Annotated in this window: 11 protein-coding genes; 5 read left to right on the forward strand and 6 right to left on the reverse strand. The window is 61.6% G+C overall.

The window, feature by feature from the left end:
- The 3 genes from QA644_RS02925 to QA644_RS02935 are packed head-to-tail and all read right to left on the reverse strand — an operon-like array spanning position 1 to position 3,089.
- A complete protein-coding gene (locus tag QA644_RS02925; RefSeq protein WP_283071008.1) occupies positions 1-1,431 on the reverse strand; it encodes an FAD-binding oxidoreductase in 1,431 nt (476 codons plus the stop codon).
- A gap of 19 nt (positions 1,432-1,450) precedes the next feature.
- The gene (locus QA644_RS02930; protein ID WP_239595233.1) at positions 1,451-2,425 is read right to left on the reverse strand and encodes an L-threonylcarbamoyladenylate synthase; all 975 of its coding nucleotides are present in this window, start codon (positions 2,423-2,425) and stop codon (positions 1,451-1,453) included.
- Between the two features lie 55 nt (positions 2,426-2,480).
- Positions 2,481-3,089, reverse strand: coding sequence for a DUF6656 family protein (locus QA644_RS02935; protein WP_239595231.1), 609 nt, complete (start codon positions 3,087-3,089; stop codon positions 2,481-2,483).
- 381 nt (positions 3,090-3,470) lie between these two features.
- On the opposite strand from QA644_RS02935, the gene QA644_RS02940 reads away from it, so the two are divergent.
- On the forward strand, positions 3,471-4,715 hold the full coding sequence (locus QA644_RS02940) for an aromatic ring-hydroxylating dioxygenase subunit alpha (protein WP_283071012.1): 1,245 nt from the start codon (positions 3,471-3,473) through the stop codon (positions 4,713-4,715).
- Between the two features lie 159 nt (positions 4,716-4,874).
- Positions 4,875-5,354 carry a BA14K family protein gene (locus QA644_RS02945; RefSeq protein ID WP_074066870.1) on the forward strand — a complete coding sequence of 160 codons (480 nt, stop codon included), beginning with the start codon at positions 4,875-4,877 and terminating at the stop codon, positions 5,352-5,354.
- Between the two features lie 429 nt (positions 5,355-5,783).
- Here QA644_RS02945 and QA644_RS02950 read toward each other — a convergent pair whose 3' ends face one another.
- Positions 5,784-6,779, reverse strand: coding sequence for a transporter (locus QA644_RS02950; protein ID WP_039844162.1), 996 nt, complete (start codon positions 6,777-6,779; stop codon positions 5,784-5,786).
- 200 nt (positions 6,780-6,979) lie between these two features.
- Between QA644_RS02950 and QA644_RS02955 the strand changes: the two genes are divergently transcribed.
- The 3 genes from QA644_RS02955 (at position 6,980) to QA644_RS02965 (ending at position 11,821) form a co-directional block, all read left to right on the forward strand.
- A complete protein-coding gene (locus tag QA644_RS02955) occupies positions 6,980-8,758 on the forward strand; it encodes an acyl-CoA dehydrogenase (RefSeq protein WP_283071014.1) in 1,779 nt (592 codons plus the stop codon).
- An 8-nt stretch (positions 8,759-8,766) separates the two neighbouring features.
- Positions 8,767-9,519 (forward strand): crotonase/enoyl-CoA hydratase family protein, encoded by a 753-nt coding sequence (locus QA644_RS02960; RefSeq protein ID WP_074066873.1) that lies wholly within the window; start codon positions 8,767-8,769, stop codon positions 9,517-9,519.
- 208 nt (positions 9,520-9,727) lie between these two features.
- Positions 9,728-11,821, forward strand: a complete 2,094-nt coding sequence (locus QA644_RS02965) for a methyl-accepting chemotaxis protein (protein ID WP_283071015.1) — start codon at positions 9,728-9,730, stop codon at positions 11,819-11,821.
- A 94-nt stretch (positions 11,822-11,915) separates the two neighbouring features.
- Here the strand turns inward: QA644_RS02965 and QA644_RS02970 are convergent, their stop codons facing one another.
- Together QA644_RS02970 and QA644_RS02975 are read right to left on the reverse strand one after the other, a co-directional pair.
- On the reverse strand, positions 11,916-13,166 hold the full coding sequence (locus QA644_RS02970; RefSeq protein ID WP_283071016.1) for a class I SAM-dependent RNA methyltransferase: 1,251 nt from the start codon (positions 13,164-13,166) through the stop codon (positions 11,916-11,918).
- Positions 13,163-13,909: a TlyA family RNA methyltransferase gene (locus QA644_RS02975; protein WP_239595217.1), complete on the reverse strand. Its 747-nt coding sequence runs from the start codon at positions 13,907-13,909 to the stop codon at positions 13,163-13,165. Before QA644_RS02975 ends, QA644_RS02970 begins: the two co-directional genes overlap by 4 nt.
- Positions 13,910-14,147: the final 238 nt, after the last annotated feature.

The following is a 14,147-nucleotide window of genomic DNA, read 5'->3' on the forward strand; positions in this document are numbered from 1 at the left end:
TTACTCCACGCTGACCACTTTCCCCGGGTTCATGATGTTCGCCGGATCAAAGGCACGCTTGATGCGGCGCATCAGGTCGATCTCTATGGCGGGGCGGATCGCGGCGAGCTCGTCGCGCTTGAGCTGACCAATGCCGTGCTCTGCCGAGATCGAGCCGCTGTGTGCCAGAACGATGCCGTGCACAATCTCGTTGATCTCATGCCAGCGGGCGATGAAGGCGTCCTTGTCGGCGCCGACCGGCTGGGAAATGTTATAATGGATATTGCCGTCGCCCATGTGGCCGAAGGCGCATATGCGGGCGCCGGGCATTGCCGCCATCACGGCCTCGCCGGCCTCGTGCATGAAATGCGGGATCTTCGAGACCGGCACAGAAACATCGTGCTTGATCGAACCGCCTTCGGGCTTTTGGGCCTCCGACATGCTCTCGCGCATATGCCACAGCGCCTTCTGCTGCGCGACGGATGAGGCAATCGCCGCGTCCTGCACTAGCCCCGCCTCAAAACCCTGTTCGAGCAGCGCATTCATCATCCGCTCGGCGGTTTCCGCCGAATCCGAGGTCGAGATGTCGATCAGCACATACCACGGGTAAGCCGATTCCAGCGGATCGCGCACGCCCTCGATATGTTTGGCGGTGATCTCGACACCGAACCGCGGCATCAGCTCGAAGCCGGTCAGCGAGGTGCCGCAGAGGCTGCTCGCTAGATTGAACAGGGCAAGCGCCTCCTCCACGGAGTTGAGTCCTGCAAAGGCGACCTGATGGCCGAGCGGCTGCGGGTAAAGCTTGAGGACGGCACCGGTGATGATGCCGAGCGTGCCTTCGGCGCCAATGAAGAGATCGCGAAGGTCGTAGCCCGTATTGTCCTTCTTCAGGCGGCGAAGGCCGTCCCAGATTTCGCCGGTCGGCAGCACGACTTCGAGGCCAAGGCAAAGCTGGCGCATGTTGCCATAGGCAAGCACCGCCGTTCCGCCGGCATTCGTCGAGAGGTTGCCGCCGATCCGGCAGGAGCCTTCGGCGCCGAGCGAGAGCGGGAAAAGTTTGCCATGCGCCTCGGCCGCCTTCTGCACCTCGGCGAGGATTGCGCCGCCGTCGGCAACCAGCACGTTCGCCACCGGATCGACGTCGCGGATCCTGTTCATCCGCTCGAGCGAGACGATGATGTCCGACTTGCCCTCGCGCGGCGTCTGGCCGCCGACGAGGCCGGTATTGCCCGTCTGCGGTACGACCGCAGTGCCGGTTTCCGTCGCAAGCTTCAGGATGGCCGAAACCTCCTCGACATTCGCGGGCTTGAGCAGGAGAGGGGAAGAGCCGTGGTAGAGGCCTCGGTTCTCAATCAGGTGCGGGGCAAGCTCGGCCTCGCTGCGCAGCGCGTATTTCTCGCCGACGATTGCGGCGAAGCGGTCGAGAAGTTCGGGCGAGACGCTGGCGCTCATCGATCTCATTCCTTCCTTGTTATTCGCGCGGCGCGGCGGCACGCCGCAAACGGTCGTTGATCGCTTCGCCAAGACCCTCGTCCGGTATCGGCGAAAAGGCGATCGTCGCTGCGCCGCTGGCATCGGCCTTCTTCATGTAGTCGAAAAGATTGGCAGCCGCCTCCGCCAGATCGCCACAGGGGCTGAGGTTGAGCACGATGGCGGCATCGCTCGCACCCGCGACATCGGCCGCGCCGAAGGCAATCAAGGCCTCGTCGCTTCTAACAGCCCCGGCATCGAGACGGACATTGGCACCGGGCGCATAATGCGAGGCGAGCATGCCGGGAGCCTCGATTGCTGCGGATGCCTTGCCGGCACGCCGCAGCCGCTTGCCGGCGACGCGCTCGATCTCGGAAGCGGGAAGCCCACCAGGCCGCAGCAGTTTCAGTTCGCCGTCCTCGACCTTGACGATAGTGGATTCGACGCCGACGGTGCTGGCGCCTGCGTCGACGATGAGCCGGATCTTGCCGCCGAGATCGGCGTCGACATGCGCTGCGCTGGTGGCGCTGATCCTGCCCGATGTGTTGGCGCTCGGTGCGGCGAGCGGTTTGCCGAAGGCGCGGATCAGATCGCCCGCAAACCCCTTCGGCACGCGGATACCAACCGTATCCAGACCGGCAGTTGCCAGCGCATGGATCCGGCTTTCCGCCTTCAAGGACAGGACGATCGTCAGCGGCCCTGGCCAGAAGGCTTGCGCCAATGCGCGCGAGACCGGATCGAACTCCGCATATTCTTCCGCCATCGCCAGATCGCTCATATGGCAGATCAGCGGATTGAAGCGGGGGCGGCCCTTGGTCTCGTAGATACGGGTTATCGCCGCCGCATTGGTGGCATCGGCAGCAAGGCCGTAGACGGTCTCAGTCGGGATGGCGACCGGAAAACCTTCCGAAAGCACGGCGGACGCCATTTGCAGCGCTTCATGTCGATGTTCTGCGATGTCGATTATGCGTGCCATGTGCCGCCCGTTGTTCCAGGCAGTCCCATAGGCCTTTGAAAGCTTGCGATCAATATCAGAGCTGGCGGATGATTTCGCGAAGCTGTTCGTTGCGGGCGCCAAGCAGAAGCACATTCCTGATCGCCACCTGCGGATCATCGGTTCTGAAGAGCACGCCATTGCCGCGAATGGAGCGGTCGATCGTCATTTTCTCCGGCGTATGCTCGCCGGGCTTGATTGCGACGGCGAAATACATGCGGGAATACTTGATATCGATGTGATGGAAGAAATTGTCGTTGTCGCCGATGTCTGCGTAGAAATTGGCGATGTAGAAGGCCCAGCTGACCTCCTCGTAGCGGGCGAATTTCGTCCGCGCCGCCGTGACATGGCAGTAGCCGAGATGCGGGCTGTCGGCGAGCGTCCGGTGGAACACCATCTTTGGGAACTGGATCGTGCGGTGGAAGCCATTGATCTGCTGATGCGCCTTGATGCCTGCCGTGTGCAGTTTTCGGCCGGTTTTTTCGCTTACTTCGCGGTAGCTCAGGTAGCGGCGTTCTTCGGCGAGCCAGTGCGCACGATCGCGGGTGATCTTGCCGGTGCGGAGAAATTCGGAATGCGGCGCTGCAGGCTTCATGTCCTGCGGCCTGGCATCTCCTTTGGCGTCGAAATAGCGAAGTTTCGCCATGGCTCGCATTCCATTTGCTTTGTCCGATAAGGGAAACATAGGAGTTTATGCTTAATGGCCCGTTAAAGCGCCTCTCTTGCGCATGATGGCGGGAGCGTGTGGCGAAAGGGCGTCGCAGATGCGATAATGACGGCGAATGCAGGTGGATTGTGCTGTCAGGTTTGAGTTTGTCGGATGTCGCATTTGAAGGCTCTGGGGCGGAGGCGAAAATCATGTTGCCTCGCCACGCTGTCGTCAATTTCGAAGCCGATGTCGCATTACAACCAAGCGGCAGTCATGGCCGGTGTTTAAATGACGCCATGATAGTTCTCCCGCATGGAGAAGAAGCGGGCGCTTCCATCCCGCCTTCGCGGCGGCAGCCTATGGCACGAGGATAAACAGATGGATATTCGCAGCAACGTTTTGCGGCAGCTCAAGAATCGGCGCGCAGGCTTCAGCCTTGAGCAGCCTTTCTATATCGACGAAGATTATTTCAAGCTCGATATGGAGATGATCTATTATCGCGACTGGCTGTTCATGGGCCATGATTGCGAACTGCCGAAGCCCGGCGCCTATTTCACGGCTCAGATCGGCCAGTATCCCGTAGTCATCGTACGCGGCCGCGACAACGTCATCCGTGCCTTTCACAACAGCTGCCGCCACCGCGGCTCGCGAGTCTGCACCAAGGAACACGGCTCGTCGGTTCGCCTCGTCTGTCCCTATCACCAGTGGGCTTATGACCTCGACGGCAAGCTCGCCTTCGCCCGGCACATGGGCGATGATTTCGACAAGAGCGGCTACAACCTGAAGCCCGTGCACTGCGAGAACTTTGCGGGCTACATCTTCATCTGCCTGGCAGAAAAGGCACCGGACTTCCAGCCGACCCGCGACATGGTCAGCCCCTATCTGCTTCCCCACCGTCTGAACGAAGGCAAGATCGCCTTCCAGAGCACCATTATCGAAAAGGGCAACTGGAAGCTCGTTTGGGAAAACAATCGCGAGTGCTATCACTGCGCTGCCAACCATCCGGAACTCTGCCGCACCTATCCGGAAGCCCCGAGCGTCACCGGCACGGACGGTGGCGCCGACGACCCGGAAATCGCCGGTCACTGGGCGCGCTGCGAGGCGGCGGGCCTTCCGAGCAAGTTCCAGATCTCGCCGGACGGCCAGTTCCGCACCGCCCGCATGCCGCTGATCGAGGATGCCGAAAGCTACACCATGTCCGGCAAGAGTGCCGTCAAGCGCCCGCTTTCGGAGGATGTGAAGATCGACCGCATCGGAACCATGCTGCTCTTTCACTATCCGACGACCTGGAACCACCTGCTCGGCGACCACGCGATCTCGTTCCGCGTCCTGCCGCTCAGCGCCAACGAGACAGCCGTCACGACGAAGTGGATCGTCCACAAGGACGCCGTCGAAGGCGTGGACTACAATCTCGAGGAACTCACGCACGTCTGGACGGAAACAAACGATCAGGACCGCCGCATCGTCGAAGAGAATGCCTTCGGCATCCACTCGCCGGCCTACGAGCCCGGTCCCTACTCGATGCTCCATGAAGGCGGCGTCATGCAGTTCCTCGAATGGTATTCGAACTTCATGGTGAAGCGCCTCCAGGGCGATCAGGCGAAGCTTTCCGACGTCGCCTGACTCTTCCCGTTCCAATTGCGGAAAATGAACCGGTTAATCCCCGGTTCATTTGCGTTCCGGTAGAAACTCAATCCATGCCGAACGGCGCGTGTTGGGAACATTTTCCGCACTCATACGTTACAGGCGAGGCTAGATTCGCGCTGGGGATTGGAGAATACAATGAATGTGCTCAGTAAGAAAATTGCCAGTGCCGTCTTTTCCGCTGCTGTTGTCCTGACGAGCTTCGTGCCGTCCCAGGCCATTCAGATGCCGGCAGCACCGCAGATGGAAAAATCCTCGGACGTGCAGAACGTTCAGTATCGCCGTTACTATCGCCCGGGCTATCGTCCCGGATACTATCCGGGTTACCGTCCCGCATATCGCCCTGGTTACTATGGCGGATATCGCGGCTATCGCTATTCGCGCCCTGGCTATCGTCACTATAACGGCTACTGGTATCCGCTGGCTGCTTTCGGTGCCGGCGCCATAATCGGTGGCGCGATCGCCTCGCAGCCGCGCTACGTTGCCCCGCCGGCCTACAGTGGCGGCGGCGGTCACGTCGCCTGGTGCGCAAACCGCTACCGTTCATATCGGGCTTACGACAATACGTTCCAGCCCTACAACGGCCCGCGTCAGCAATGCTATTCGCCTTACAACTGAGGCTTAATACAATTTTTGAACCGATCAGCCCGGCAACCACTGCCGGGCTTTTCGATATTGAATATAAATGCCGCCAGTTCACCTCGAGAGGACGGCACAATGGCGGCTGCTTTGCGCCAGGGAACGAACGCGCAACACCGCAAAGCCTTCGTCTCGACTCGATGCGGTCATTCTAGAGCTGGTTGGTCACCTCGACGAGGGTGCCGTCCGGATCCTTGAAGTAAACGGACAGGATTTTACCCATCGCTCCGGCCCGCTCGCCCGGCCCGTCGACAATTACTATGCCTTGGCGCCTGATCTGCAGGATGACCGAATCCAGCGGGTTGTGATCTTATGCTTCTGCGGGACGAAGTGCGAGCCGGCACCCAAAGTCTGCGCTATTTCGATATGCGTCCATGGCAGCAGTGCTTTGAACAGCGATTTTTCTTGTCAGAGAATATTGACCCGCTTGAGCAGCCACCAGGCAAGCAGCACCGAAGCGATAAGGAGCGCCACCGCGTATTCCGTACCGCCAGGTCCTTCGGCGAAGGGTAGATTAGCCGTATTCATGCCGAAGAAGCCGGTCACCAGCGTAGGCGGCAGCAGGAAGGCGGTCATGATCGAAAGAATGTAGAGGTGACGGTTGGTCTCGGAGGACTGCTTCGAGTCGATTTCCTCGTGCAGCAAGCGGGCGCGTTCCTGCAATGCATAGATATCGTGGTCGACCGATTCCAGCCTGCTCGTTAGCCGGCCGGCGATATCCTCGAAGCCGAAGGGCATTTCGTCCTCGTCGGAGGCCGAGGCCCGCCGCATGAGCGTCAACACGTTTCTAAGGTGTCGGTGGAGGCGTACGATTGTGCGGCGTGCCGGCGCCAGCCGCCGCCGCTCATCGCGCGAAACGTTGTCGTAGACGAAGTCTTCGATGAGGTTCAGCTCTTCGGTGAGCTCCATGACAACAGAAATCAGCGTGCGCTGAAACTCGATCACCAGCAGTTCGAAGAGGTCCACCGGCCGGGAGAATTTTGCCGGATTCTTTTCGATCATCGCGCGCGCCCGCTCGACACTGCGCAGCGGCTGCAGACGGGTGGTGATGATGAAGCGATCGGCGATGGCGAAATGCAGCCAGCCGAGATCGTTGGTATCCTGATCGAATTCACGCTGGCAATCGATGAGCGTGCCGTAGAGCATCTGCTCGTCCACGGTAAGCGCAGCATGCGTATCGCGCGTTGTGAGAGCCGTCTTGGCATCTTCGGAAAGGCCGTCCAGCGTCTCGAGCAGGGCAGGGACGCGTGCATCGGCGAGATTGAGATGCAGCCAGTAAAAGCCGTTGCCGGACACCAGTTCTGCCGGAAACGCGCTGTTGTGCAGGCGCACTGCCTTACCGCTTCCTGCCGGAAAACTGTAGGCCCAGACGAGGCCGGGTATATTGGCGGGCAATGTATCCATCGGTCTCGATCCTTTCCATGCGATCAGTCTGTTTAGAGATTCTCCATGACGGTTGTTTGTGCAAGTGTGAAGACCTGCGAGCGGCAAGATGTCGTCAATTCTGAAACGCCGAATTCGAAATTGACGTTTACGTAAAAATCAATTAGCTCTTCCACCGGAGGCTTGGAACCACGGTTCCGTTTGAGATGCGAGGAGATGATATGTACAAGGCGCCCGTCGAGGACATCGCGTTTACTCTGAGACATGTCGCAGGGCTGAGCGACGCGATCGATAAAGGCCTGCTCGGTGAGCTCGGCGAGGATCTCGTCGATGCGATCCTGAACGAAGCCGGTCGTTTCGCGACGGAAGAAGTCGCCCCGCTGGCCGAGATCGGCGACAGGCAGGGCGCTCGTCTGGTTGACGGCGAAGTGAAGACCCCGGATGGCTGGGCGAAACTCTATCAGGACTGGATCGCAGGTGGCTGGAACGGACTGACGGCCCCCGAGGAATATGGCGGCCAGGGCCTGCCCAACATGCTGAACGTCGCCGCTCTTGAAATGTGGAATTCCGGCGCCACAGCCTTCGCGCTTTGCCCGACGCTGACGATGGGTGCGGTCGAGGCGCTGAGCGCCCACGGCAGCCCGGACCTTCAGCAGAAATACCTGGCGAAGCTCATCTCCGGCGAGTGGACTGCCACCATGAACCTCACCGAGCCGCATGCAGGGTCGGACGTCGGCGCGCTGAAGAGCCGGGCCGAGCGGCGCGATGACGGCACCTATCGCCTGTTCGGCCAGAAGATATTCATCACCTGGGGCGAGCACGACGCTACGGACAACATCATCCATCTCGTCCTCGCCCGCCTGCCTGATGCACCGGCCGGCACGCGCGGCATTTCGCTATTCCTCGTGCCGAAGTTCCTTGTCAACGACGATGGCTCGCTCGGTCGCCGCAACGACGTCTTTTGCCATTCGCTGGAACACAAGATGGGCATCCACGGATCGCCCACCTGCACGATGATTTATGGCGATGGCAGGTTCGGCGGCGAGAAGGGGGCGGTCGGCTGGCTCGTGGGCGAGGAGAACAAGGGTCTCAACTCCATGTTCACGATGATGAACAACGCCCGCCTGACGGTCGGCATGCAGGGTGTCGCGATCGCCGAAGCCGCGACGCAGAAGGCGATAGCCTATGCCATGGAGCGCACGCAGGGCAGGGCGCCCGGCTGGAGCGGCAGCGGCATGAGCCCAATCATCGAACATCCCGACGTTGCCCGCATGCTGCTGACGATGAAGGCGCTGACGCAAGGCTCCCGCGCCATTTCCTATGCCTGCGCCCACGCGATAGACATGTCGCATCGCGCCAGTGGAGACAAGCAGCATTGGCAGGAACGCGCTGCGCTTCTAACGCCGATCGCCAAGTCCTTCTCGACCGATGCGGGCGTCGACGTCGCCTCGCTCGGAATTCAGGTCCATGGCGGCATGGGCTTCATCGAGGAGACGGGCGCTGCCCGCTACCTGCGCGACGCTCGGATCGCGCCGATCTACGAAGGTACCAACGGTATCCAGGCGATCGATCTCGTCAGCCGCAAGCTGCCGCTTTCGAACGGCGATCACGTAAAAGGCTTCCTCGCCGAACTTCGCGATATCGCCGATCAGGTGCGCAGTTCCAATCTCGATGGCTTTGGCGAAACGGCAGCGCGGCTTGATTCGGCCATCGCCGATCTCGAACAGGCAACCGGCTGGCTTTTGAAGGTGCAGGCAGATGGCAAGGTGGCCGAAGCCCTTTCGGGAGCGACGCCCTATCAGCGCCTCTTCGGGCTCGCCCTGACCGGCTCCTACCTCGCCAAAGGCGGGCTTGCCAGGGTATCTGACGGCGCGAACGAAAGCCGCATTGCGCTTTGCCGCTTTGCCGCCGAAAATCTGTTGTCGGAAACCGCAGCCTTGAAGGATCGCGTCATCAACGGCGCAGATAGTCTCGCCGCCGCCCGCATTGCTCTTGCCTGAGGATCATCATGTCCGACCACATCATCGTCGAACAATCCGCTGCCCATCCCGGTGTACAGATCATTCGCTTCAACCGCCCGGAAAAGAAGAACGCGATCACCCGCGCCATGTATGTGCGGATGACCGAAGCGCTGAAGGCCGCGAATGAGGACATCGCCATCCGGGCGACGGTCTTCCTCGGCACGGAAGGCGCTTTTTCCGCAGGTAACGATATCGGCGACTTCCTTGCGGCGGCGATGGGTGGCTCCCTTGGCCCGGAGCTTCTCGATTTCCTCAATGCGCTCGTCAATGCCGAAAAGCCGCTGGTTTCCGGCGTCGATGGGCTGGCGATCGGCATCGGCACGACGATGCACATGCATTGCGATTTGACGGTCGCCTCCGACCGCAGCCAGTTTCGCACACCTTTCGTCGATCTGGCGCTCGTGCCGGAAGCTGCCTCCAGCTTGCTTGCGCCGCGCATCATGGGTCATCAGCGCGCCTTCGCCCTGCTTGCTGCAGGTGAAGCATTCTCCGCGCAGGAGGTAAAGGATGCCGGGCTGGTCTGGAAGGTTTGCTCCGCGCCGGACGTTGAGCCCCTAACCCTTGCGGCCGCCGCAAAACTCGCCGCCAAGCCGCCGGAAGCCTTGAAGATTGCTCGTGATCTCATCCGCGGCGACCGTGCCGAGATCATTGCGCGCATCGATGACGAGGCCCGGCATTTTGCCGCACAGTTGAAGAGCGCGGAAGCCCGTGCGGCTTTCGAGGCCTTCATGCGACGCTGATGCCGGGGCACAGGATTTTTGCTAAATTTTAAGCCTGTTTTAATTAACCCCTAATAATCAGGGGGTGACGAGTTGATTCCATTCGGTCGTCCGGGCGCATGAGGCGCTTTGCGCATCCTTGTCTCCATGAGCCCTCTGCCCGTTCAGCGCTCCCGCCCCGCGTTCCTGCGCGCCGACGGGACGGCAGATGATCCGAAAGGAACGCATCTTGAAAAAGAAGACGAATTTGATGACGCGCATCCTTGTCGCCGCGTCCGCCGTCGTTCTCGCGGCCTTTGTCGCCTTTTCCTCCTATATCAATTCGGTCCAGCGCAGCGTCACGACGGCCTCGATCGAAGCGAATATCCAGTCCTCCGGCGAGCAGGCTGCACGCAGCCTTGCCAACTGGATGGACGGTCGCGTTACGCTGACCGCGATGGTCGCGAACGCCTCCGCAAAGGCTGTCGATCGCGCCGGCGTTGTCAGCGTGCTGCAGAACGACGTCCTGACGAAGCAGTTCGTCAGTACCTATCTCGGCGACGAACAGGGCGTCTTCACGTCCTGGCCGGACCTGCCGCTCCCGGCGGACTACGATCCGCGCAAGCGCCCGTGGTATCAGGATGCTGTCAAGGCCGATGCGCCCGTCCTGACCGAGCCCTATACCGACGCCTCGAGCGGCGATCTCATCATCAGCGCTGCCGTTCCGGTCAAGCGCGACGGCAAGCTCGCCGGCGTGGTCGGCAGCGATTTCTCGCTCGATACCATGGTGAAGATGATCAAGGAGATCGATCTCGGCGGTCAGGGCATGGCTTTCCTGGTCAACAAGAGCGGCCAGATTCTCATCCATCCGGATGCCAAGCTTGTTACCAAGACGCTTGCCGATGCCTTCCCGGACGCGACTCCGTCGATCGGTCCCGGCCTGGTCGAGAGCGAATTCGACGGCAAGCCGGTTCTCGTCAGCTTCCTGCCGGTTGACGGCCTGCCGACGGTCGAGTGGCATCTCGGCTTCGTCGTTGACGGCGACAAGGCCTTCGCGTCCCTGAACGAATTCCGCATCGCAGCGACCATCGCCACGCTTCTCGCCGTTGGCCTGATGATCGTCGCCATGGCTTGGCTGCTGCACGGTCTCGTCATCCGCCCGGTCACCGCCATGACGGCTGCGATGCAGAACCTGGCAGCCGGCAATCTCTCCGCCGCCATTCCCGGTGAGGAACGCCGCGATCAGATCGGCTCGATGGCCGAAGCGGTCGCCGTCTTCAAGAACAACGCAATCGACCGCGAGCGCCTGGAAGGAGAGGCCGAGACCAGCCGCGCACTGACCGAGCGCGAGCGTCAGGATCGCGAAGCGCAAAAAGCGCTGGAGGCGGCGGAAATCCGTACCGCCGTCGATGCGCTGGCGGGTGCGCTCGGAGCGCTTTCGGAGGGTAATCTCGCCCACCGCATCGAAACGCCGTTCGCCGTGCATCTCGACCGTCTCCGCAGCGACTACAACACGGCCGTCGGCAAGCTGCACGCCGCACTCCAGACCGTCGGCCGCAACGCTCATGCGATCGATGCCGGTGCGTCGGAGATCCGCACGGCTGCCGATGGTCTCGCCCGCCGCACGGAGCAGCAGGCAGCGTCAGTCGAAGAGACTGCAGCAGCACTCGAGGAGATCACGACCACCGTCAAGGACACCGCCCGCCGCGCCGAGGAAGCAGGCAATCTCGTCAACCGCACACGCGCCGGCGCCGAAGAATCCGGCGAGATCGTCCGCAAGGCGGTCGATGCGATGAACGGTATCGAGCAGTCGTCCGAGCAGATTTCGAACATCATCAGCGTCATCGACGATATCGCGTTCCAGACGAACCTTCTGGCGCTCAATGCCGGTGTCGAAGCCGCACGCGCCGGCGAGGCAGGCAAGGGCTTTGCCGTCGTCGCGCAGGAAGTTCGCGAACTGGCGCAGCGTTCCGCCAAGGCGGCCAAGGAGATCGAAAGCCTGATCACGGCCTCGAATTTCCAGGTTCGCTCCGGTGTGACGCTGGTCGGCGATACCGGCAAAGCACTGGAGGGGATCGTTCTACAGGTGCAGGAAATCAGCCGCCATGTCGGCGCGATCGTCACGGCCACCCGTGAGCAATCGACCGGCCTCCACGAGATCAATATGGCCGTCAACACAATGGATCAGGGCACACAGCAGAACGCTGCAATGGTCGAAGAGCAGACAGCGGCAAGCCACGGCCTCGCAACCGAGGCCGCAAAGCTGATGCAGCTTCTGGCGCAGTTCAACCTACAATCCGGGGCGCACGCAATGACGGCTTCGGCTAGCCGCCGCGCCGCCTGATCCCTGCCGCTTCAAACCAAAAAATGCCCGCGTTGGTGCGGGCATTTTCGTTCGCGCGCTGGATCGCAATGGTGGCTCAGCGAGAGCCTGGGGCCTATTTTTCCAGCGTCGCCACCACCTCGACATGCGAGGTCCAGAGAAACTGGTCAATCGGCGTGACGCCGGTGATCCGGTAGCCGCCCTCGATGAGAATGGTGAGGTCGCGCGCCAGTGTCAGCGGATTGCAGCTGACGGCGGCGATCTTCTTCACTGTCGAACGGGCGAGCTCGCGGCACTGGAACTCCGCTCCGGCGCGAGGCGGATCGAAGACTACCGCGTCATAGACTTTCAGTTCGGACGTCATCAGCGGGCGGCGGAAGAGGTCGCGCTTCTCGACGCTGACCGGCTTCAGCCCTTGTGTCTTGCGCGCCGCCTGGTCGAGGGCGGCGAGCGCCTTCTCCTCGCCTTCGACGGCATGCACGCGTCCGATCCGGGCAAGCCGAAGAGAGAAAGTGCCGGCGCCCGCAAAGAGATCGGCGATGCGCTTTGCCTTGCCGACATGGGCAAGCACCAGCTCGGCCATCGTCTCTTCGGCTGGCTTCGTCGCCTGGGTGAAGCTGCCAGCCGGCGGCGAGACCTGCACACCGCCGAAGTCGACGATCGGCTTGGAGGGCTCGACCAGGATTTCGCCATTCAGCGAAACGCGCGCGATGCCGCGAAGGCCAAGCACGGTTTCAATCGCCTTGCGCCGCTGCGGGTCCGGCATTTTCTTGATCCCGTCGACGGCGAGATCGAGCCCGGAAAGTGATTCGAGAACCGAAATGCGAAAGGCCTCGGCGCTGGTGGCAAGCGCTGCGCCAATTGCCTTGATTGCCGGCAGCCGTGCAAGGATCGCTGCCGACGAGATGGGACATTCCTCGATCGCAACGATATGGTGGCTTTCGGCCTGGTTGAAGCCGATCAGCATATCCTTCTCGGTCTTGCGTGCCGCAAAGACGACGCGCCGCCGCTGGCCGGGATGTGCCGGGACGAGTTCGCCGACCTCGGCCGATATGCCCTTCGATTTCAGTGCGTCGATCACCAGCTGCCGCTTGAAGGTCCGGTAGGGCTGATCCGCCATATGCTGCAGCGTGCAGCCGCCGCAAGTTCCGTTGACGCCGTCCGGGCCGAAATGGCGGCAGGGTGGCTCCTGCCGGTCGGCTGAAGGCTTGGCAATCGACATGATCGTGCCGTGGTTCTTGACGCGCGCGATCGCCACGCTTTCGCCGGGCAGCGAGAAGGGCACGTAGATCGGGCCATCTGCGCCGTCGGCAATGCCGTCGCCCTGGCCGCCGAGTTTCTGGATGGTGACTGTTTCGGTGCTCACGGCTTCGTTCCTGCGAGTAGAAATTCCTGATTGCCGTCGCCGCCGGCGATCGGCGAAGCGATGAGCCCGATGCTCTTCCAGCCCATGTCTTCGGCGAACCAGCGCTCGAGTTCCGCCGCGACCGCGGGCGCGGAGGAAGGGTCCTTCAACAGTCCGCCCTTGCCGATCGCTTCGCGCCCGGCTTCGAATTGCGGCTTTACCAAAAGCGCTGCAATGGCGCCAGGCTCGGCGATCTGCAACGCAGGCGCCAGCGCCAGCTTCAGCGAAATGAACGAAACATCCGACACGACGAAGGTTGTTGGCCGGCCGATATCCTCTGCCGTCAAATTGCGGGCGTTCAGCCCCTCGATATTCGTGACCCGCGGATCGCCTGCGATGCGCGGATGCATCTGCCCGTGACCGACATCGATGGCGGTCACATGCGCCGCGCCGCGCTCCAGCAGCACTTCCGTGAAGCCGCCCGTCGAAGCGCCGATGTCGAGACAGTGGTGGCCCGCCGGATAGAGTTGGAAATGATCGAGCGCCGCAATGAGCTTGAGCGCGGCACGGGAGACGTAATCCTGCGCCGGATCATCGACCTCGATTTCGGCCTCCTCGGCAAAGAGCGCGCCCGGCTTTGTCACGACAGCGCCGCCGACCTTCACTGTGCCACGGCTGACGGCATCACGTGCCCGCGAGCGGCTGGAAAAAAGGCCGAGGCTCACGAGAAGCTGGTCGAGGCGCTGGGTATTCTGATCGGACATCGGCTGTCCATGACCGGCAAATCCGCTGCTTGCAAGCCTTTTGTTGCCGTCGCCGCAGATGAGATGAGGGCTTTCGAGGAAATGCAGAGCGCGTGGAAACAATTCCTCCCCCAAATTTTGGACAGGACAGATTAAGTAAATTTAAAGCCGGTGCCCGTAGCGTCGCAGTGATTGCAGCGGTCCGCCCGGGCCGTTCCCTGCCATGATGGCATCATAACCTCCACCTGCAGATCATGAT

Origin of the sequence: Rhizobium sp. CC1099 (genome assembly GCF_029714385.1) — a bacterium.
GTDB lineage: Bacteria > Pseudomonadota > Alphaproteobacteria > Rhizobiales > Rhizobiaceae > Rhizobium.

Coding starts and splice junctions, on each gene's coding strand:
- QA644_RS02935 (WP_239595231.1), bottom strand. CDS start 3,089: ATGGCGAAACTTCGCTATTTCGACGCCAAAGGAGATGCCAGGCCGCAG.
- QA644_RS02940 (WP_283071012.1), top strand. CDS start 3,471: ATGGATATTCGCAGCAACGTTTTGCGGCAGCTCAAGAATCGGCGCGCA.
- QA644_RS02960 (WP_074066873.1), top strand. CDS start 8,767: ATGTCCGACCACATCATCGTCGAACAATCCGCTGCCCATCCCGGTGTA.
- QA644_RS02930 (WP_239595233.1), bottom strand. CDS start 2,425: ATGGCACGCATAATCGACATCGCAGAACATCGACATGAAGCGCTGCAA.
- QA644_RS02925 (WP_283071008.1), bottom strand. CDS start 1,431: ATGAGCGCCAGCGTCTCGCCCGAACTTCTCGACCGCTTCGCCGCAATC.
- QA644_RS02955 (WP_283071014.1), top strand. CDS start 6,980: ATGTACAAGGCGCCCGTCGAGGACATCGCGTTTACTCTGAGACATGTC.
- QA644_RS02945 (WP_074066870.1), top strand. CDS start 4,875: ATGAATGTGCTCAGTAAGAAAATTGCCAGTGCCGTCTTTTCCGCTGCT.
- QA644_RS02950 (WP_039844162.1), bottom strand. CDS start 6,779: ATGGATACATTGCCCGCCAATATACCCGGCCTCGTCTGGGCCTACAGT.
- QA644_RS02975 (WP_239595217.1), bottom strand. CDS start 13,909: ATGTCCGATCAGAATACCCAGCGCCTCGACCAGCTTCTCGTGAGCCTC.